At 59.7% G+C, this 19781-nt stretch carries 24 protein-coding genes; 14 read left to right on the top strand and 10 right to left on the bottom strand.

The genetic code is table 11. The features are described from left to right. Positions 1-5: 5 nt before the first annotated feature. The 3 genes from JL015_RS12090 to JL015_RS12100 all read right to left on the bottom strand — a co-directional run bounded on the left by JL015_RS12090 (position 6) and on the right by JL015_RS12100 (position 2642). The gene (locus JL015_RS12090) at positions 6-1271 is read right to left on the bottom strand and encodes an ABC transporter permease (RefSeq protein WP_201018625.1); all 1266 of its coding nucleotides are present in this window, start codon (positions 1269-1271) and stop codon (positions 6-8) included. A 1-nt stretch (position 1272) separates the two neighbouring features. Continuing rightward, on the bottom strand, positions 1273-1983 hold the full coding sequence (locus tag JL015_RS12095) for an ABC transporter ATP-binding protein (RefSeq protein WP_201018626.1): 711 nt from the start codon (positions 1981-1983) through the stop codon (positions 1273-1275). 80 nt (positions 1984-2063) lie between these two features. Further along, positions 2064-2642 carry a DUF2796 domain-containing protein gene (locus JL015_RS12100; protein WP_201018627.1) on the bottom strand — a complete coding sequence of 193 codons (579 nt, stop codon included), beginning with the start codon at positions 2640-2642 and terminating at the stop codon, positions 2064-2066. Positions 2643-2853: 211 nt separating this feature from the next. Here JL015_RS12100 and JL015_RS12105 point away from each other — a divergent pair, with 211 nt between their 5' ends. The 4 genes from JL015_RS12105 to JL015_RS12120 are packed head-to-tail and all read left to right on the top strand — an operon-like array spanning position 2854 to position 5678. Continuing rightward, on the top strand, positions 2854-3915 hold the full coding sequence (locus tag JL015_RS12105; protein WP_201018628.1) for a type III polyketide synthase: 1062 nt from the start codon (positions 2854-2856) through the stop codon (positions 3913-3915). Further along, positions 3912-4850, top strand: a complete 939-nt coding sequence (locus JL015_RS12110; protein WP_201018629.1) for an aldo/keto reductase — start codon at positions 3912-3914, stop codon at positions 4848-4850. Before JL015_RS12105 ends, JL015_RS12110 begins: the two co-directional genes overlap by 4 nt. A 12-nt stretch (positions 4851-4862) precedes the next feature. Continuing rightward, entirely contained in the window at positions 4863-5279 is a 417-nt protein-coding gene (locus JL015_RS12115; protein WP_201018630.1) for a nuclear transport factor 2 family protein, read from the top strand. Between the two features lie 42 nt (positions 5280-5321). Beyond that, positions 5322-5678, top strand: coding sequence for a hypothetical protein (locus tag JL015_RS12120; RefSeq protein ID WP_201018631.1), 357 nt, complete (start codon positions 5322-5324; stop codon positions 5676-5678). Positions 5679-5727: 49 nt separating this feature from the next. Here JL015_RS12120 and trxA read toward each other — a convergent pair whose 3' ends face one another. The 3 genes from trxA to JL015_RS12135 form a co-directional block, all read right to left on the bottom strand. Beyond that, positions 5728-6600 carry a thioredoxin gene (trxA, locus tag JL015_RS12125; RefSeq protein ID WP_201018632.1) on the bottom strand — a complete coding sequence of 291 codons (873 nt, stop codon included), beginning with the start codon at positions 6598-6600 and terminating at the stop codon, positions 5728-5730. A 94-nt stretch (positions 6601-6694) separates the two neighbouring features. Further along, entirely contained in the window at positions 6695-7348 is a 654-nt protein-coding gene (locus JL015_RS12130; RefSeq protein WP_201018633.1) for a class I SAM-dependent methyltransferase, read from the bottom strand. After that, a complete protein-coding gene (locus JL015_RS12135) occupies positions 7345-7794 on the bottom strand; it encodes a YbaY family lipoprotein (RefSeq protein WP_201018634.1) in 450 nt (149 codons plus the stop codon). The genes JL015_RS12130 and JL015_RS12135 overlap by 4 nt, the downstream gene beginning before the upstream one ends. 204 nt (positions 7795-7998) lie before the next feature. On the opposite strand from JL015_RS12135, the gene nrdR reads away from it, so the two are divergent. The 10 genes from nrdR to JL015_RS12185 all read left to right on the top strand — a co-directional run bounded on the left by nrdR (position 7999) and on the right by JL015_RS12185 (position 15154). Then, entirely contained in the window at positions 7999-8463 is a 465-nt protein-coding gene (gene nrdR / locus JL015_RS12140; protein WP_003317051.1) for a transcriptional regulator NrdR, read from the top strand. Then, a complete protein-coding gene (ribD, locus tag JL015_RS12145) occupies positions 8460-9605 on the top strand; it encodes a bifunctional diaminohydroxyphosphoribosylaminopyrimidine deaminase/5-amino-6-(5-phosphoribosylamino)uracil reductase RibD (RefSeq protein WP_201018635.1) in 1146 nt (381 codons plus the stop codon). The genes nrdR and ribD overlap by 4 nt, the downstream gene beginning before the upstream one ends. 47 nt (positions 9606-9652) lie before the next feature. Then, positions 9653-10315 carry a riboflavin synthase gene (locus tag JL015_RS12150; protein ID WP_201006978.1) on the top strand — a complete coding sequence of 221 codons (663 nt, stop codon included), beginning with the start codon at positions 9653-9655 and terminating at the stop codon, positions 10313-10315. Positions 10316-10332: 17 nt separating this feature from the next. After that, on the top strand, positions 10333-11424 hold the full coding sequence (gene ribBA, locus JL015_RS12155) for a bifunctional 3,4-dihydroxy-2-butanone-4-phosphate synthase/GTP cyclohydrolase II (RefSeq protein WP_201006977.1): 1092 nt from the start codon (positions 10333-10335) through the stop codon (positions 11422-11424). A 130-nt stretch (positions 11425-11554) separates the two neighbouring features. Next, the gene (ribH, locus tag JL015_RS12160; protein ID WP_025262014.1) at positions 11555-12031 is read left to right on the top strand and encodes a 6,7-dimethyl-8-ribityllumazine synthase; all 477 of its coding nucleotides are present in this window, start codon (positions 11555-11557) and stop codon (positions 12029-12031) included. After that, complete coding sequence (gene nusB, locus JL015_RS12165) at positions 12028-12525, top strand: transcription antitermination factor NusB (protein WP_201006976.1); 498 nt, start codon at positions 12028-12030, stop codon at positions 12523-12525. The genes ribH and nusB overlap by 4 nt, the downstream gene beginning before the upstream one ends. An 18-nt stretch (positions 12526-12543) precedes the next feature. Beyond that, the gene (thiL, locus tag JL015_RS12170) at positions 12544-13509 is read left to right on the top strand and encodes a thiamine-phosphate kinase (RefSeq protein WP_201018636.1); all 966 of its coding nucleotides are present in this window, start codon (positions 12544-12546) and stop codon (positions 13507-13509) included. Beyond that, positions 13506-14015 (top strand): phosphatidylglycerophosphatase A family protein, encoded by a 510-nt coding sequence (locus JL015_RS12175; protein WP_201018637.1) that lies wholly within the window; start codon positions 13506-13508, stop codon positions 14013-14015. The genes thiL and JL015_RS12175 overlap by 4 nt, the downstream gene beginning before the upstream one ends. Positions 14016-14120: 105 nt before the next feature. Then, positions 14121-14738, top strand: a complete 618-nt coding sequence (gene ribA / locus JL015_RS12180; protein WP_201018638.1) for a GTP cyclohydrolase II — start codon at positions 14121-14123, stop codon at positions 14736-14738. Further along, entirely contained in the window at positions 14735-15154 is a 420-nt protein-coding gene (locus JL015_RS12185) for an MFS transporter (RefSeq protein ID WP_201006972.1), read from the top strand. The genes ribA and JL015_RS12185 overlap by 4 nt, the downstream gene beginning before the upstream one ends. Before the next feature lie 57 nt (positions 15155-15211). On the opposite strand, the gene dxs is transcribed toward JL015_RS12185, so the two are convergent. The 4 genes from dxs to metC all read right to left on the bottom strand — a co-directional run bounded on the left by dxs (position 15212) and on the right by metC (position 19640). Then, positions 15212-17104 (bottom strand): 1-deoxy-D-xylulose-5-phosphate synthase, encoded by a 1893-nt coding sequence (gene dxs / locus JL015_RS12190; RefSeq protein WP_201018639.1) that lies wholly within the window; start codon positions 17102-17104, stop codon positions 15212-15214. A 147-nt stretch (positions 17105-17251) separates the two neighbouring features. Continuing rightward, on the bottom strand, positions 17252-18139 hold the full coding sequence (locus JL015_RS12195; protein WP_201018640.1) for a polyprenyl synthetase family protein: 888 nt from the start codon (positions 18137-18139) through the stop codon (positions 17252-17254). Then, a complete protein-coding gene (locus JL015_RS12200) occupies positions 18136-18378 on the bottom strand; it encodes an exodeoxyribonuclease VII small subunit (protein WP_025262006.1) in 243 nt (80 codons plus the stop codon). Before JL015_RS12200 ends, JL015_RS12195 begins: the two co-directional genes overlap by 4 nt. Positions 18379-18467: 89 nt before the next feature. Next, positions 18468-19640, bottom strand: a complete 1173-nt coding sequence (gene metC / locus JL015_RS12205) for a cystathionine beta-lyase (protein ID WP_201018641.1) — start codon at positions 19638-19640, stop codon at positions 18468-18470. Positions 19641-19781 lie beyond the last annotated feature (141 nt).

A 19781-nucleotide genomic window follows, 5' to 3' on the forward strand; every position in this document is an offset into this window, starting at 1 on the left:
GTTCCTCATAAGCGAATCGATAGCCCATCGGCCAGCGATTGCCTGTAGGCTCGCCATGCTGGCACGGTACCCATCAACAGCGCAGCAGCAAGGATGCCACCGAGCAATTTCCATTCATATTGGCCAGGTGGCATAGAGGACAGGTACAAACCGTAAGTGTCCTGCACGTAATCCTGCGCCAGAAAAATCCCGAGATAGAGCAGTACAAGGCCACTGACGACGCCCGCCAACGCCAGTGCGAAGGCTTCAAGAATCAGCAGGCTTGCGATGTGCCAGGGACGTGCGCCGACCGATCTGAGGATCGCCATTTCACGACGACGCTCGTTCAGGCTGGTCAAGATAGCCGTCAGCATACCAATAAGCCCCGTGAGCACCACGAACAATGAAATCACGAACAGGGCTTTTTCAGCGGTCCCCATCAGGCTCCACAACTCTTGCAAGGCCACACCGGGCAGAATCGCCAGCAGCGGTTCGCCGCGGAACTCATTGATCTCGCGTTGCAGGCTGAACGTCGCAATCTTGCTGTTCAGGCCCAGCATGACCGCAGTGATTGCCGTGGGCGTCAGGTCCATGTTGCGTGCCTGAGCGGCAGAGATACGCTCATTGCCCCGTGCAGGCGCGCCGTTGTGCCAGTCAATGTGAATGGCCTCCATACCGCCCAGGCTGATATGCAGCGTGCGGTCGACCGGTGTGCCAGTCGGTTTCAGTATTCCCACCACCGTGAACGGCTTGTCGTCATGCTTGACCAGGCTGATTGCGGCCACGCCATGAGCCAGGACCAGCTTGTCGCCCAGCTTGTAGTGCAGGGCCCTGGCGACCTCCGAACCCAGGACCACTTCAAACGGATCGGTCTGGAAGGCACGACCATCAGCCAGTGTCAGATGTTGCTGGCGGCCGTACTGGTAGTTCTCGAAATAGGATTCGTTGGTGCCCATCACCCGATAGCCGCGATGGGAGTCGCCCAGGGAAATCGGGATCGCCCATTTCACCTGTTTGTGATTGGCCAGGTGCTCGAAACTGTCCCAGCGAATGTTGTTGGTGGCATTGCCGATGCGAAAGACCGAGTAGAGCAGCAGGTTGATCGAGCCGGAACGTGCGCCGACGATCAGGTCCGTACCGCTGATGGTGCTGGCGAAGCTGGCGCGAGCCTCGGTACGTACCCGCTCGACGGCCAGTAACAGGCAGACCGACAGGGCAATGGCGAAAACGGTAAGGAATGCGGTGAAGCGGCGGTTGGCCAGACTGGCCATTGCCAGACGAAACAGATACATCTCAAATCTCCACGTCGACGGCAGCGCGATTGAGTTCGGACAACGACAGGTTGCGGTCGAACAGGGGCGCCAGGCTCTGGTCATGGCTGACAAACAACAGGCTGGACCCGGCTTCACGGCATTCTGCAAACAACAGGCGAATGAAGGACTCCCGGGTATCGGCATCCAGTGCCGAGGTGGGTTCGTCGGCGATCACCAGCTCTGGCTGGCCGATCAAGGCACGAGCCGCCGCAACCCGTTGTTGCTGGCCGATGGACAGGGAACCGGCGCGTCGGGTCAACAATGCCGGGTCTTTCAAGCCCAGGTGTGCGAGCAACGTGCTGGTGGCTTGCTCGACACTGCCATGACGCTGTTTTGCCCGTTCGGCCCGGACTTTGGAGAAGTGGCAGGGCAGTTCGATGTTCTCCCGTACCGAGAGAAACGGCAGCAGGTTGAACTGCTGGAAGATATAACCCGTGTGGTCAACCCGAAAGCGATCCCGCGCACCTGCCGACAATTGCGACAAGTCCTGGCCCAGCAGACGAATGCTGCCGCTCCCCGGTTTCTGTACGCCACCCAGCAGGCCCAGCAAGGTGGTCTTGCCACTGCCGCTCGGGCCTTTGAGGAACAGTGTTTCTCCCGGCTCCAGGCGAAAGGCCGGGATGTCCAGCAATTGCGGATGCCCGGGCCAGTTGAAGCTCAGGTCCGACAGCTCGATAAGTGCTTGGGTCATAGCCTGACTCGCGGTGTGTTGAGGTGTACATGAAAAGTAAAAGACCGGGCCAGGCCCGGTCGTTCTAAAGCACGCGGTAATCAGAACTTGATCGACGGGTTCGCCGCAATCACTTCTGCGCCGGACTGGCCGCTTGGCGATATCAACTGTACCTGGAGCTTCTTGGTATCGGGGAAGGTCAGGAAAATCTGGGTCAGATCCAGCTTTTTCAGAATGGCCGGAGCGTCGCAGACGAACTTGTAATGGCCTTTGATCTCACTGTGTTCGTGATGTTCGTCGCCGTCTTTGGCGTGGTCATCATGATCGTCATCCTTGTCGCCGAACAGTGGGCTTTCAAGCTTCACCGAGGTAGCCGAACAGTTGGCGGCATCCGAGATGCTGAACAGGGCATTGGGCTTGAGCAGTTGCTCGCGAGCCTTGGCCAGTTTTGCCTTGTCCTCGGCAGACGTCGCTGCATGCTCGAAGCCCACAATGTTCATGGCCGGGCTCTCGAATTCCAGCTCCAGAGTCTTGCCCGAAAGCACCACATCCAGACGACCCACGCCATGTTCATGCGCGCCCAGGCTGCCATGCTCGTGTTCGTGATCGTGTGGTTCGGCAGCATTGGCAACGGCCAGTGGCAGCAAGGCGAAGGGTAGAGCAAGAAGCAGACGACGCATGACGGACTCCGGACATGATTTGAAAAAATCTGTTATGTGATCTTATAACAATTGGCGGCGCGGGTGACCTGTTTTTTATGTGCGCCTTCGATTTGGCATACAACGCACTCAAGTTATGACGAAGCAATCTCATAGCGCCTGAAATTCCTCCTACCGTCAAATGAAGAAGGCATTCGATCGGTTCAGGACCGAGTCTCAGGGAGAGAGAAACATGCCAACGCTTTGTTGCCCGGCCGTTGCCGTGCCGGAGTTCACGATCAGTCTTGAGGAAACGCTGGCGCTCGTTTCCAGCCTGTATCCGCATCATCCTCAGTTGCCGCTTGTGCGGCGTCTGATCCGCAATACCAAGGTAAGCAAACGCCATTTGGTGCAATCGATAGAGCAGACTCTGGAACATCCGGGCTTCGAGATGCGTAACCGGACCTATGAGCGTGAAGCCAAGGCCCGCATTCCCGATGTCGTGAGCCGGGCGTTGAGTAATGCCCAACTGCTTCCCCGGCAGATTGACGCAATCATCTATGTGTCCTGCACCGGTTTCATGATGCCTTCGCTGACGGCCTGGATGATCAATGAGCTGGAGTTTCGCAGCGATACACGACAGATACCCATTGCCCAACTGGGGTGTGCGGCTGGCGGCTCGGCCATCAATCGCGCCCACGATTTCTGCCTGGCCTATCAGGAGGCCAACGTGCTGATTGTGGCCTGCGAGTTCTGTTCGCTGTGTTACCAGCCAACGGACATGACGGTCGGCAATCTGCTGTCCAATGGCCTGTTCGGCGATGCGCTGGCTGCTGCGGTGGTGCGAGGTCAGGGCGGTGAGGGCATCCAACTGGTGGGCAATGGCTCGCGTCTGGTGCTGGGCACCGAAGACTGGATCAGCTATGCCGTCAAAGCCACCGGTTTTCACTTCTGTCTTGACCGACGGGTACCGGGAACCATGGCGCAACTGGCGCCTGAGCTGCGCTCGGTGGCTGCGGATCATGGCTGGCAGGCCGACGATCTGGATTTCTACATCATCCACGCCGGTGGTCCGCGGATTCTCGATGACCTGTCGCATTACCTGGGCGTGGATTGCGCTCTGTTTGTCCACAGCCGTGCCACTTTGACCGAGTACGGCAACATCGCATCGGCGGTTGTGCTGGATGCATTGCGTCGGTTTTTCGAGACTGGCGGCGCTCATCGGGGGGCGCGCGGAATCATTGCCGGGTTCGGTCCCGGCATCACCGCTGAAATAACCTTGGGTACATGGAACAACAGGGAGGTTTCACCATGACTGTCACAGCATCTTCAGCGCCCGATACTTTTTTGCTGGGAGGTGACATGCCCATCAAGCGCATGGGCTATGGCGCCATGCACCTGACCGGATATGGCATGTGGGGGCCTGCGGAAAATCCTGAGCAGGCCAAGGCCGTGCTGCGTCATGCCGTTCATGAGTTGGGCGTCACGTTCATCGACACGGCAGACTCTTACGGGCCGGGTGATAACGAAGCCATCATTCGCAGTGCGCTTCATCCATACCCTGAGGATCTGGTCATTTCCACCAAGGGCGGAATGCTGCGGTCTGGCCCCAATGACTGGATACATGGCGCGCCGGGTGCTCCGTATATCGAGCCCTTGGGGCGACCCGAGTATTTGCGTCAGCAGGTGGAAATCAGCTTGCGCCGCCTTCAGGTCGAACGCATCGACTTGTATCAATTGCACAGCATCGATCCTCAAGTACCGCTGGCCGATTCTCTGGGCGAGCTTGTCCGTTTGCGCGAGCAGGGCAAGATCCGCCATATCGGATTATCCAACCAGCCTGGCGTGACGCTTGAGCAGTTGGAGCAGGCCCATCGTGTGGCGAACATTGCTGCCGTCGAGAACCTCTACAACATTGCCGACCGCACTGATGAGCCGGTATTGCAGCGGGCACAGGCACTGAATATCGCGTTCATTCCATGGTTCCCGCTCGGCCATGGCGCGCTTGTCGGGTCTGACAGTGCGTTGCAGCCGCTTGCCAGCCAATATGGCCTGACACCTTCGCAACTGGCTCTGGCGTGGCTGTTCAATCATGCCCCTAACACAGTGCTGATTCCCGGAACCACGTCCATCGCCCATCTGGAGGAAAACGCCAAGGCTGTGAGCGTGCAACTGGATGAGGATCAACTGTCAGCCATTGTTCGGGAGGTCGATAGTCTTTCGCTGCCGACCTGGCGTCCCGAGCGCTGAGGAGGAAATGCCATGAGCACCTGCCAGCGGAATATCGCAACCCTGCGGGCTATCTATGAGGATCTGGCCCGTATTGCCGAGTTCGCGGACGATGACATCGTGTTGCACAAGGCCGATCAGAATGCCTGCCCGCCCACCGCCATTGGCAAGGAGGCGGTGCGCTCTCATGAAGTCGATCTCATCGCTCTGACGCACTATTCGCTGTACATGGATGTGCAGGAAATCATCGCCAATGAGTATTTCGGTACGGTTCTCGGAAACCTGCGCGCAACGTCCGCCGACAAGAGCATCTGCATGCCGTTCTGCGGGCTGTGGCGTTTTCGTGAAGGAAAGGTCATCGAGCACTGGGAAAACGCCTACGACGCAGGAGCCTTTGGCGGCTTTCTGATGGGGGATGATGCGCGGGCTGCTCGCTGGCTCTGTGTCTGATGCTGTGGGAGCATGTACCCCAGCCAAGCGAGGAGACAGAGCATGTTGCGTATTCGTGGAACCATCGGCCAATGGCCTGTGGATTTGACGTTGGAACTGGACGACGGTGACTGGGCGCAACTGGGTGCCCAGCTCAAGGCCGCTGCCCCCGAGGCGAGCAGCGTTGTGGAGAGCCGGCCGGTCAATCAGGACGACAAGATCTGGCAGCTCGCCAAGGACCTGTTGCAAAAGGCCGGGCAACTAAGTGGGCCGGATCTGCTGGGGAAACTGGAAGGGCTGACCGGCAGCACCGCCGCAGGCAAGCGCCTGCTGGTGCGTCTGCGCCATAGCGCCAATGTGAAAGTCGAAAGCGGCGCTGATGCACCGCTGTATAGCTGGGTCGAAATCAGCTCACCGTAGGAGCCAATTCATTCGCGAAGAGCCCAGGTAAATCGCCAGGAAGGGCCGCTCAATACAACGCTGCAAACAACTTGCGACGGTAGGTGGTCACCAGCGGATGGTCATTGCCCAGCAGATCGAACACTTGCAGCAGGGTCTTGTGCGGCAGACCCTCGGCGTAATTGCGGTTGCGGATGAACAGCTTGAGCAGGCCTTCCAGCGCTGCTTCGTATTGCTGGCGGGACAATTGCTGGACGGCCAGTTGATGTGAAGCTTCGTCGTCCTGCGGATTTTGCGCCAGACGTGTTTTCAGCTCTGCGGTATCCGGCAGTGTGGCCGCCTCGGCCAGGAAGGTCAGTTGCGCCCTGGCACCTGCCAGCTCTGCCTTGTGGGCGTCGCTCTTGACCGCATCCAGCACGGTGCGGGCTTCGCCCAACTCGCCGCGCTCAGCCAGGCAGCGTGCATACAGGATCAGCGCCGCTGCATTGGTATTGTCTTCGCCCAGCAGAACCTTGAGCACCGCCTCGGCATCGGAGAAACGGCTTTCGGCAAACAGCGCTTGGGCCTGTTGCAGTGGATCAGCTGCTGGAGGAGGCGGCATGACCACATGCTGTTCGAGAATCTTGCGGATTTCCGACTCGGGCTGCGCCCCGGCAAAACCATCCACCGGCTGGCCGTCCTTGAACAGCACCACCGTCGGCAGGCTGCGGATGCCAAAGCGGGCGACGATTTCCTGTTCGATATCGCAATTGACCTTGGCCAGCAGCAATTCACCCTGATAGCTCGCGGTGATCTGCTCCAGCAACGGCATCAGCACTTTGCAAGGCGCACACCACTCGGCCCAGAAATCCACCAGCACGGGCTGATCGAATGACTTGTCGATCACCAACTGGTCGAAATTCGCTGCGGTTGTCTCGAAGATGTAAGAAGTGTCCTGGCTCATTGCGTGTCTCGCAAAATCTGAATGCCGCCAACTATAAAGGCCCCAAGGCATTGCTGAAAGCGGCGAGTATCAGGGCAAGACCTGCGGTGCGGCTTCAGCGTTGGGCGTGATACAGGCTGACGTCGCGAAACTCATGGGGCTCTGCCAGATCGGGAAGGGTGTGAGCATGCAACATCGCCAGGCGTTGATAGGCTGCATGTTTGAAGTCGCGGACCCGTGAATCTGCAACCAGTGCCTGGCGGCCCCGGCTGAGGAACTGATCCAGCAAAGGCAGGTTGGCACGGTCATACAAAACATCTGCGACCAGGATCAGGTCGAAACGATCGGCCTCGGCAAAGAAATCTGCCGAGTAATTCAGTTGCACGTCATTGAGTTCAGCATTGGCCTGACAGGCCGCCAGCGCCAGCGGGTCCAGGTCGCACGCGACCACTTCGGCGGCACCGGCCCTGACAGCGGCAATGCCTGCAACACCGGAGCCTGCCCCGAAATCCAGTACACGCTTGCCTGCGACCCAGTGCGGGTGCTCGGCCAGAAAGCGTGCCAACGCCAGGCCGCTGGCCCAGCAGAAACTCCAGTAAGGCGGCTCTTCCAGAATGCGGCGTGTCTCGTCATGGCTGAAGGCACGATCCATGTTGTCGGCGTCGATCAGCCACAGTTTCAGCTCAGTGCCCGGTAGCGCAGTGGCGACCAGGCGGGCGTCGCCAAGCAACTGGCTCAGCGACTGCTGAAGTGCTGGCGGCGCAGTCATGGCGCGCTGACGAACTGCAACTGTCCCAATGCTTGAGTGGTGGGTTGCTCGATACGCAACGACGGCAGATGCAGGATCAGTTGCCCTGATTTACTGGCGCGCCCGCGCAACTCGACCCGCTGGCCAACCGGGAAGGCTTCCGGGTTAAAGCGCAACTGGAAGGGCAGCGACTGGCCGTTGCCTTGCAGCTTGGTGCTGGTCAGCAGTTTCTGCGGGCGGCCACGCTCGTCGATCACCAGCACTGCCAGTTCGACTTCTGCATTGGCAGGTACACCCAAGAGTTGCCCGCTCAGTTCCCGTTGATGAGGCAACAACGGGCCTGGGCCTGCTGGAACCTTGGGCGCTGTCACTGCGGGTTTGGCGGGAGCCGGTTGTGGGGCTTCAGTGCTGCTGCAAGCGCTCAGCAGGCCGATGAGCCCGAGCAAGGCAATGGGGCGTAACGTCATGAACGGCTCCAACAAAAACAAAATACAGAGGGCTGATAAAAAGGCCGTGATGCAGTATTACCGAATGCAGGCAGTTTCACATCGCCTTGATGCACTTTTATAACGCATTAACGATGTGCAGCCCGTATTCGTATGCTGCCGAAGTCTTGTCTTGCCAGCGAGATGCGCTACCATGGCGCTCCCCATTTTTTGTTGCCTGCCACCATGCACTGTCCCTTCTGCGGTGCCAATGACACCAAAGTCATCGACTCACGCCTTGTTGCCGAAGGCGAACAGGTTCGTCGCCGTCGCGAGTGCCTCGCTTGCGGTGAGCGTTTCACTACCTTCGAAACGGCCGAACTGGTCCTGCCTCGCCTGATCAAGCAGGACGGCAGTCGACAGCCTTTCGACGAAGAAAAACTGCGTGCTGGCATGCAGCGGGCTCTTGAAAAGCGGCCCGTGAGCGTCGAGCGCCTTGAGGCGGCCCTTGTGCATATCAAGCACAAGCTGCGCGCAACGGGTGAGCGGGAAGTCAAATCTCTGGTGGTGGGCGAACTGGTCATGACCGAGCTGCAAAAGCTCGATGAAGTGGCTTATATCCGTTTTGCTTCGGTCTACCGACGTTTTCAGGATCTCAACGAGTTTCGCGAGGAAATCGATCGTCTCGCTCGTGAGCCGGGTAAAGAATGAGTACAGCGTTGGTTGAGCAGGACGCTCTGGACGTCCATTACATGGCCCGCGCACTGGAACTGGCGCGCAAGGGCATCTATTCCGCACACCCCAACCCCCGCGTTGGCTGCGTGATCGTGCGCGACGGCAAGATTGTGGGCGAGGGCTGGCATGCGCGGGCAGGTGAGCCCCATGCCGAAGTGCACGCCTTGCGTCAGGCGGGCGACAAGGCCCGTGGCGCAACGGCCTATGTCACGTTGGAACCGTGCAGCCACCATGGCCGCACGCCGCCTTGTGCCGATGCGCTGATCAATATAGGTGTCGCCCGTGTCGTCGCAGCCATGCAGGACCCCAATCCTGAAGTTGCCGGGCGCGGGTTGTTGCGTTTGATGAACGCGGGCATCGCGGTCCAGTGCGGCGTACTTGAGCCTGAGGCCCGTGCGCTGAACAAGGGTTTCCTCAAGCGAATGGAAAAAGGCCTGCCCTATGTGCGGGTCAAACTGGCCATGAGTCTGGATGGCCGCACGGCCATGGCCAGCGGCGAAAGCCAGTGGATCACCGGCCCTGAAGCACGCTCTGCGGTACAGCGGCTGCGAGCGCAGTCGAGTGTTGTTCTGACCGGTGCCGATACGGTGCTGGCCGACAAGGCTCGCCTGACCGTGCGCCCCGATGAACTCGGCCTGAATGCGGAACTGAGCGCCCTGGCCGCCACGCGCCCGCCCTTGCGGGTGTTGATCGATGGCCGCTTGCGAGTGCCGCTGGATGCACCGTTCTTCAAGGCGGGCAGCGCGCTTGTCGCGACCCGTGCAGCGGCGTCGGCTCGTAGTCGTTATCACGATGAAGGCCACGAAATGCTGGCCTTGGCCAACAACGACGGTCATGTGGACTTGCGCAAGTTGCTGGTCGAGCTGGCGGCGCGTGGCGTCAATGACGTGCTGGTCGAGGCGGGGCCACGTCTGGCCGGCGCTTTCACCCGCCTCGGGCTGGTTGACGAATATCAGATTTTCATCGCGGGCAAGTTCCTGGGCTCCACGGCCCGGCCGCTGCTTGACCTGCCTCTGGCACAAATGAGCGAAGCCCTTGAACTGAACATCGTAGAAATGCGCGCAGTCGGTAATGACTGGCGAGTCATTGCTCTCCCTGTTCCGGCTCACGGCGTATAATTCCCGGCTTTCGCTTAGCGCGCAGCCCTTGTTCTCCCGGAGGACCCATGTTTACCGGCATTATCGAATCCATCGGCAGCATCCGCGCCCTGACTCCAAAAGGCGGCGATGTCCGCGTTTATGTGGAAACCGGCAAGCTTGATCTGAATGACGTCAAACTGGGCGACAGCATCGCGGTCAATGGCGTCTGTCTTACTGCCGTCGAATTGCCCGGCGACGGTTTCTGGGCCGATGTCAGTCGTGAAACCCTGACCGTGACCGCTTTTGTCGACCTCAAGGTTGGCAGCCGGGTCAACCTGGAAAAGGCCCTGACGCCGACCTCGCGTCTGGGCGGCCATCTGGTCAGCGGCCATGTCGATGGTGTGGGTGAAATCGTTTCCCGTGAAGATAACGCCCGTGCGATCCAGTTTCGCGTGCGCGCTCCCCGCGAACTGGCCAAGTACATCGCGCACAAAGGTTCGATCACAGTCGATGGCACCAGCCTGACCGTCAACTCGGTCAATGGCGCCGAGCTAGAGCTGACCATCGTGCCGCACACCCTGTCCGAAACCATCATGGCCGACTACCGTCCGGGCCGTAAGGTCAATCTGGAAGTGGATCTGCTGGCGCGCTACCTGGAGCGCCTGCTGCTGGGTGACAAGGCTGCCGAGCCCGGCCAGGGCGGGATCACCGAAAGCTTTCTGGCCGAGAACGGCTACCTCAAATCCTGAATTGAAGGGGGTGCCGAGTGGCGCTCAACACGATCGAAGAACTGGTTGAAGACATCCGCCAGGGCAAGATGGTCATCCTGATGGATGATGAAGACCGCGAGAACGAAGGCGACCTGATCATGGCCGCCGAATGCGTCAAAGCCGAACACATCAACTTCATGGCCAAGTACGCCCGTGGCCTGATCTGCATGCCCATGACCCGCGAGCGCTGCGAAACCCTCAAGCTGCCGCTGATGGCGCCACGCAACGGTTCCGGTTTCGGCACCAAGTTCACAGTCTCCATCGAAGCTGCCGAAGGCGTGACCACCGGTATTTCTGCCGCTGACCGTGCGCGCACCGTGCAGGCCGCTGCTGCAAAAGATGCAAAGGCTGAAGATATCGTCAGCCCCGGCCATATTTTCCCGTTGATGGCCCAGGCGGGCGGAACCCTGTCCCGCGCCGGTCATACCGAAGCGGCATGCGACCTGGCGCGCATGGCTGGTTTCGAGCCGAGCGGTGTGATCTGCGAAGTGATGAACGACGATGGCACCATGTCCCGTCGTGCCGAACTCGAAGCCTTTGCCCTCGAACACGACATCAAGATCGGCACCATTGCCGACCTGATTCACTATCGGATGATCCACGAACGTACCGTTCAGCGGATTGCCGAGCAGCCAATGGACAGCGAACTGGGTCATTTCAACCTGGTGACCTATCGCGATTCCGTCGAAGGTGATGTCCACCTGGCGCTGACCCTGGGCAATATCTGTGCAGAAGAACCTACCCTGGTTCGTGTGCATAACATGGACCCGCTGCGCGATCTATTGATGGTCAGGCAACCGGGTCGCTGGAGCCTGCGTGCCGCAATGTCCGCGGTTTCCGAGGCTGGCAGCGGTGTGGTTCTGTTGCTCGGTCACCCGCTGGATGGCGATGTTCTGCTGGCCCATATCCGGGAAACCGCCGGGCAGCAGGTCATCAAGACGCCGACGACTTACAGCACTGTAGGTGCCGGTTCGCAGATCCTGCGTGACCTTGGTGTGCGCAAGATGCGCCTGATGAGTTCACCAATGAAGTTCAATGCGATATCCGGTTTCGATCTGGAAGTTGTAGAATACGTGCCCTCCGAATAAATACCGGCAGGTCGGTCCGTGCTGACGCTTGTGTGTTGCATGTTCCGCCCTGGCAGTTCCGATTCGTGGCCTACAATCCCTGACAGTCCGCCCCAAGGCGGGCTTGCTCTTTAATACGAGACTCACCCGAATGACCTTGAAGACCATCGAAGGTACCTTCATCGCCCCACAAGGCCGCTACGCCTTGGTGGTTGGCCGTTTCAACAGCTTCGTCGTGGAAAGTCTGGTGAGCGGCGCTGTCGATGCGCTGGTTCGCCATGGCGTGAGCGAAAGCGACATCACCATCATCCGTGCGCCGGGTGCTTTCGAGATTCCTCTGGTTGTGCAGAAAGTTGCCCAACGTAAAGAGTTCTCGGCCATCGTCGCCCTGGGCGCGGTGATCCGTGGTGGTACGCCTCACTTCGAATACGTGGCTGGCGAGTGCGTCAAAGGCCTGGCTCAGGTTTCCATGGACGCAGGCATTCCAGTCGCTTTCGGCGTACTGACTGTCGACTCCATCGAGCAAGCCATCGAGCGTTCCGGCACCAAGGCCGGTAACAAAGGTGCTGAAGCTGCACTGTCTGCCATTGAAATGGTCAGTCTGCTGTCGCAGTTGGAGGCCAAGTGATTTCCGACGATAGCGATCAGTTCAACCCGCGCGACGCCAAGTCTCCCGAGGCTGCCAAAGGCAAGAGCGCCAAACGTCGCGAAGCACGTCAGCTCGCGACCCAGGCGCTGTACCAGTGGCACATGGCAGGTCATTCGTTGAATGAAATCGAGGCGCAGTTTCGCGTCGATAACGATTTCAGCAACGTCGATGGCGCTTACTTCCGCGAGTTGCTGCATGGTGTCGCCACCAACAAGACCGAAATCGATGTTGCGCTCAAGCCTTGCCTTGACCTGACCATCGAAGAGCTGGACCCGGTCGAGCTTGCTGTTCTGCGCCTGTCCACCTTTGAACTGCTCAAGCGCATCGACGTGCCTTACCGCGTTGTGATCAACGAAGGCATCGAGCTGGCTAAAGTCTACGGCTCCACTGACGGCCACAAGTTCGTCAATGGCGTGCTGGACAAGCTGGCGCCTCGTCTGCGTGATGCTGAAGTGAAGGCTCACAAGCGCTGACCGGCGCCTGTAATTCTCATGGGTGAATTCGAGCTGATCCGCAATTACTTCGCTGTCGCGCCTTGTGCGCAGGGCGGCGAAGGGGTCGCGTTGGGGATCGGCGACGACTGCGCGCTGCTGGCGTTACCGCCCGGCGAGCAGTTGGCGATTTCCACCGATACGCTGGTTGCCGGGGTGCATTTCCCCGACATCTGCGACCCTTTTCTGCTGGGCCAGCGCGCTCTGGCGGTTTCTGCCAGCGATCTGGCTGCCATGGGCGCTCGCCCTGTTGCATTCACGCTTGCCCTGACGTTGCCTCAGGTCGAAGCCGCCTGGCTTCAGGCCTTTGCCGAAGGTATGAACCTGATGGCGCAGGGGTGTTCGTTGCGTCTGGTGGGTGGCGATACCACGCGCGGGCCATTGAGCCTGACGTTGACCGTATTCGGTGCTGTGCCTGCCGGTCAGGCTCTTACTCGCAGTGGTGCCCGCGAAGGCGATCTGCTGTGTGTCGGCGGAGCCTTGGGTGATGCCGCCGCGGCCTTGCCTCTGGTGTTGAATCAGCGCAGTGCGCAGCCTTCGATTGCCGAGCCCTTGCTGGCGCGTTACTGGTCACCACAGCCGCAGTTGGCGCTGGGGCAGGCGTTGCGAGGCAAGGCTACGGCTGCGCTGGACATTTCCGATGGCTTGCTCGCGGACTGTGGGCACATTGCCCGGTCGTCGGCCGTGCGCTTGCTGATCGAGCGCGACAAGCTGCCGATGTCTGAGCCCTTGCTACAGTTGTTTGATCTGCCCGCTGCGCAACAGGCTGCGCTCAGTGGTGGCGATGATTATTTGCTGGCTTTCACGCTACCGCCCGAACAACTGACCGGCTTGCTCGATGCAGGTTGGCCGGTGCATGTGATCGGGCGGGTTGTTGAAGGGCAGGGCGTTGCGTTGCTCGATGCCAATGGGCAAGACGTCACGCCTGTCGCGCTGGGCTATCAGCATTTTCGGAGTGAAGCGTGAAAAACAACCCCGAACAGGTTCCAGCCGAGTTTGTACCTCCCTCGGTCTGGACCAACCCTTGGCATTTCCTGGCATTCGGTTTTGGTTCGGGCACGCTGCCCAAGGCTCCAGGAACCTGGGGATCGATAGTTGCCGTGCCGTTCATTCCCTTGTGGCAGATGTTGCCGGGCTGGGGCTACTGGCTCATGCTGGGCGTCACCATGCTGTTTGGCTTCTGGCTGTGCGGCAAGGTCGCGGACGATCTGGGCGTACACGATCACGAAGGGATCGTCTGGGACGAAATGGTCGGGATGTGGATAACCCTCTGGCTGGTACCTGAAGGCTGGGTGTGGTTGCTGGCGGGTTTTCTGGTGTTCCGCTTTTTCGACATCCTCAAGCCATGGCCCATCCGCTGGCTGGACCGACATGTCCATGGTGGCTTCGGGATCATGATCGACGATGTGCTGGCTGGTGTATTTGCCTGGTTTTCCATGCAGGGACTGGTCTGGGCCTGGGGATTGATCTAGCTTTTTGATATTAGTGGGTAAGAATTCAGCCTAAGCGTCTCCAGGAACGTGCTGTTACAATCGGACCTTGCGAATTTCCAGTCTTCTACTACCTAGGAGCACACGGTGCCCGTCGTATTTGTCGCTGCTTCCAAGCTGCCTACCCCTTTTGCACAATTCACCATGAATGGTTTTCTTGAACAGGAAACCGGGCGCGAGCACGTCGTCCTGAGCCTGGGTGATATTGCCGATGGCGCTCCTGTTCTGGGCCGGGTGCATTCCGAATGCCTGACCGGCGATGCCTTGTTCAGCCAGCGTTGCGATTGCGGCTCCCAACTTGAAGCTGCCTTGCGCGCCATTGCCGTCGAAGGCCGTGGTGTGCTGCTGTATCTGCGTCAGGAAGGTCGCGGTATTGGCCTGATGAACAAGATCCGCGCCTACGAATTGCAGGACGGCGGTGCCGATACGGTCGAGGCCAACGAGCGTCTGGGCTTCGCCGCCGACCAGCGTGATTACGCGATCTGCCTGCCGATGCTGCAACACCTGAAAGTCGACTCCCTGCGCCTGATGACCAATAACCCGCGCAAGGTCAAAGCCCTGACCGACATGGGCATCAAGGTTGCCGAACGTGTGCCGCTGCACACTGGCCACAACCCGCACAACAAACTGTACCTGGCGACCAAGGCCGGCAAGCTGGGCCACATGATGGGCAATGAGCACCAGAGTGAGGTCGACCCGGCGTGAATCGCAACAATGTGCGCAGACGGATGGCGCTGGCCTGGTGGCAGCAGCTAGGCCTGAGTCTTGCGCCATTGTTGGTGGTCTGTATTTTTCTGGATGCTGGTGAGGTCCTGATTCACGTGTTGGCGATGCCGTTGTTCATCGCCGGTGTCGCCTCGATGTTCCTCAGCCTCAAGCCTTTCGGTGCTTTCAAGCGTGCATTGATTGCCACCCAGGCGGCACTCGACACACCCGACGAAACTGCAGCCTGGCTCAAGCTGGCTGCGACTCGCCGTATTGCCTTTCTGTTCGCCGGGATTCCGGCATGGGTGGCGGCTGGGGCCTTGTTCATCGGGCTTGAGCCGGTGCCTGTGTTTCTGCTTGCTCTCTCTACTGTGGCGCTGTTTTACCTGTACCGCATTCCGCCGCAACTGGGATGAATCTCAGGTACAAAAAAGGCGCTCACTGAGCGCCTTTTTGCTGTTGCCCGTTCAGCTTCAGCCAATCAACGCCAACCGTGCCTTGATCGCCGCTTCGATACCGTCTGCATCCAGACCACACTCGGCCAGCATCTGTGCTGGCTTGGCGTGTTCGACATAGATATCGGGCAAGCCGAGATGCAACACGGACTTGAGGATATTCTCCCGCGCCAGGAACTCGCTGACCGCCGCGCCCGCGCCACCCATGATGGCGTTTTCTTCGATGGTAACCAGCAAATCATGACTGGCTGCCGTTTCACGGATCAGGGCTTCGTCGAGTGGCTTGACGAAGCGCATGTCTATAACCGTGGCATCCAGTTTTTCTGCAACTTCCAGCGCATCGGCCAGTTGCACGCCGAACACCAGCATGGCAACACGCTTGCCTTGACGACGAACCACGCCCTTGCCGATTTCGACGGGTTGCAGGCCGTTGTCGATAACCGCATTCGGGCCGGTGCCACGCGGGTAGCGCACGGCGGCCGGGCCAACATACAGGTAACCGGTGTTGAGCATCTGACGCAGCTCGTTCTCATCACTCGGCGTCATTACCAGCATGCCGGGAATGCAGCGCAGGTACGACAGATCGAAGCTGCCGGCGTGAGTCGGGCCGTCTTCGCCTACCAGACCTGCACGGTCGATGGCGAACAGCACGTCGAGATTCTGCACCGCCACGTCATGCACCAGTTGGTCATAGCCGCGCTGCAGGAAGGTGGAGTAGATCGCCACCACCGGTTTGCTGCCTTCGCATGCCATACCGGCGGCAAGTGTCACCGCATGTTGCTCGGCAATGGCCACGTCGAAGTAGCGATTCGGGAAGCGTTCGCTGAACTCAACCAGATCGGAGCCTTCTTTCATGGCTGGGGTAATGCCTACCAACCGCGAATCGGCCTTGGCCATATCGCAGATCCACTGACCGAACACGCCGGAATACTTCGGCCCGCTGGCTTTTTTCGGTGCGGCAGGCGCATTCAGCGGTTCAAGCTTGGTGATGGCGTGATAGCCGATAGGATCGACTTCGGCCGGAGCGAAGCCTTTGCCTTTCTTGGTCACCACATGCAGGAACTGCGGCCCCTTGAGGTCTCGCATGTTACGCAGTGTGGCAATCAGGGTCGGCAGATCGTGGCCATCGATAGGGCCGATGTAGTTCCAGCCCAGTTCTTCAAACAGGGTGCCGGGCACCAGCATGCCCTTGGCGTACTCTTCAGTGCGACGAGCGATTTCCCAGGCGCCAGGCAGACGTGAAAGCACTTTTTTACTGCCTTCGCGCATGCTGGTGTAAGTGCGGCTGGAAAGAATCTTGGCCAGATAGTTCGACAGCCCGCCGACGTTGCGCGAGATCGACATGTCGTTGTCGTTGAGGATCACCAGCATGTCAGCAGCGACTTCCGGCGCGTGGTTCAGCGCCTCGAAAGCCATGCCGGCGGTCAGTGCGCCGTCGCCGATCACCGCGATGGACTTGCGGTCGCTGCCTTGCAGGCGGGCGGCAATCGCCATGCCCAGCGCGGCACTGATGGACGTGCTGGAATGCCCGACGCCAAAGGTGTCGTACTCGCTCTCGCTGCGACGCGGGAACGCGGCAATGCCGTCCTTCTGGCGCAGAGTGGTCATGCGCTGGCGGCGGCCGGTAAGGATCTTGTGCGGATAGGCCTGATGACCGACATCCCAGACCAGACGGTCATCCGGGGTATCGAACACATAATGCAGGGCGATGGTCAGTTCGATGACGCCAAGGCCTGCACCGAAATGCCCGCCGGTCTGACCAACGGAATAGAGCAACTCCTGGCGCAGTTCATCTGCCAGGGTTTCCAGCTCGGCTTCACCCAGGCGGCGCAGGCCGTCCGGTGTATCTGCACGGTCGAGCAGCGGCGTAACCGGGCGCTCGCGGGGAATCTCTTTGAACGTCGTGGGCATCAGGCGAATCGTTATAAGTAAAAGAGGCGGCAGTTTACCTTATGCATCGCAAGCTGCCCATGAAGTGCATCTGCAGATACGCAGGAGTAATGAATCAGACCTGATCGAGCGTCGTTGATTCATCAGGTCTGACGTTCGGCTGCTATGTCAGTTGCGGCGTTCGACGATGTAACGCGCCAGCTCCCGCAACGGCTCTGCGGCTGCGTCAAATGGTCGCAGCGCGTTCAACGCCTGATCGCGAAGTTCCAGCGCATAGGCCTTGGCCGGTTCCAGGCCAAGCAACGCGGGATAAGTCGGTTTGTCACGGGCAATATCGGCACCCTGGCGCTTGCCCAGAGTAGCGGTATCGCTTTCAACGTCGAGAATGTCGTCCTGTACCTGAAAGGCTAGACCAATAGCGCGAGCATAGACCTGCAGTGCGTCGAGTCGGGCTTGATCGGCATGACCGCTGGCCAGCGCGCCGAGCCTGACGCTGGCTTCGATCAGCGCACCGGTCTTGTGCCGGTGCATGAATGCCAGTGCCGCCTGATCGAGTTTCAGACCGACCGAACCCAGATCAATGGCTTGGCCGCCCACCATGCCTGCCGGACCAGCGGCCAGGGCCAGGGTGCTGACCATCTGCAAGCGGGTTTCGGCGTCACGTGAGCTCAGGCGCGGATCGAGCAGAGCGGTAAAGGCCAGGCTTTGCAGGCCGTCTCCCGCGAGGATCGCACAGGCTTCATCAAAGGCTTTGTGGGTAGTGGGCTGGCCGCGACGCAGGTCGTCGTCGTCCATGGCCGGCAGATCATCATGCACCAGTGAATAGGCATGGATCAGCTCGACGGCACAGGCCGCGCCATTGGCATCCTCGGCAACACCGCCCAGCGCTTCGCAGGCTGCATAAGCCAGCAGCGGGCGCACCCGCTTGCCGCCGTTCATCACGCTATAGCGCATGGCGGCATAAAGTCGGGTCAGCTCCGGGCTCGGCGCCTCAAACAGACCATCAAGTGCCGCGTTGACGCGAGCCTGGCTTTGGGCCTGATAGCTCGCGATCATTCGGGTTGATCCGCTTCGAAGGGCTCTTCGGCCAGTTCGCCATCGCGCTCCAGCAATACCTGCACCTTCTGCTCGGCCTGGGCCAAGGCATTCTGGCAGTCACGTGTGAGGCGCACGCCTTGCTCGAAAGCGGTCAATGAGTCTTCCAACGACAGCTCACCGTTCTCCAGACGCTCAACCAGCGTTTGCAGATCGGTAAGGGATTGTTCGAAATCCAGTGCAGCTTTCTTGCGGGCCATGGCGGCATTCCCGGTGAAGATTAAACCGCCGCGACACTAGCAGAGCCGGGGCCGCGGGGCAAACGCTTGAAGGGCAGAGTGGCTGACAGTCAGTTCAGAGCGGCGGCAAATCCGGCCTTCAGGTCTTCGATCAGATCATCCGGGTTTTCCAGACCGATTTGCAGGCGCAACATTGGTAGACCCTGCTCCCGGGCACCATAGTGATCCACCTCCGACACCAGGCTTTCAAAGCCACCCCATGAATAACCGACACCAAACAGCTTCAAGGCTCCCGTAAAACGGTCCAGCACCTGACGGTCGGCGGTCTTGAACTCGAAGCTCAGCAAGCCGTTGCAGCCATGGAAATCCCGCTTCCAGAGGGCATGTCCCGGATCGCTCGGCAGTGCCAGATGCAGGACCCGACCGACCTGCTCGTGGCCATGCAGCCATTGAGCGACCTGCAGGGCATTGTGCGCGTGCATCTTCATGCGTGCCGCAAGGCTTCGGGCGCCGCGCAATACCAGATAGGCATCGTCCGGGCTCACGGTATTGCCCACGGCGGTGTTCATGGTCTTGAGGGTTTTCCAGTGCTCTTCGGTGGTGCTGATGCTGCCCATCATCACGTCCGAATGCCCGGCGATATATTTGGTCAGGGCCATCAACGAAATGTCCGCGCCCAGTTCAAGCGGCTTGAACAGCACCCCCGAACCCCAAGAGTTATCCACAGCCAGCAACAGATCGCGCTCCTTGCACAGCCGCGACAGGGCGGGCAGGTCACACATGTCGAAGGTCAGCGAACCGGGGACCTCAGCGTAAATCATGCGTGTATTGGGCTTGATCAATGACTCCACGTTACTGCCGTCGGCGGCGTAATAATCGAATTCGATATCGAAGGCCGTCATCCATGTCCTGACCAGACGACGAACCGGGCCGTATACCGCCTCGGTGATCAGCACATGCTGACCAGGACGCACAAAGGCCTGGAACATCTGCGCCGCTGCCGCCAGCCCCGTGGAATACAGGCAAGTGCCGTGGGCGCCTTCCAGCTCGGAAACCAGGTCCTGCAATGCAAAGGCCGTCGGGTTGCCGTTGGCCGCATATGTCAGAGAGCGATCCGGCCCGGCAGTCCGCGCCTCCGCTTCGCGCAGGCTTTGCAGGCTGTCGAACAACACCGTGCTCATGCGCACCACCGGCGGATTCACCGCAATGCCCGGCCCACTGCTGGCGCTACGGCCATGCTGGGATAACGCAGTCTGGGCGAGAGGGTCTTTGTCTTGGGGCATTGCAGGCTCCGAACTACTGGGTAAAAGAATTTCAGCTTGCTACGCAGGAGACACGCGATTCAGAAGCATCCTGCATACAGCCTGGCGTCACGGGTGATTATCATGCGCTGCCTCTTGTATTTGAGCGATAGAAGAGGTGAT

The sequence above is a fragment of the Pseudomonas cichorii genome (genome assembly GCF_015471405.1).
In the GTDB taxonomy this organism is placed as follows: Bacteria; Pseudomonadota; Gammaproteobacteria; order Pseudomonadales; family Pseudomonadaceae; genus Aquipseudomonas; species Aquipseudomonas serbiensis.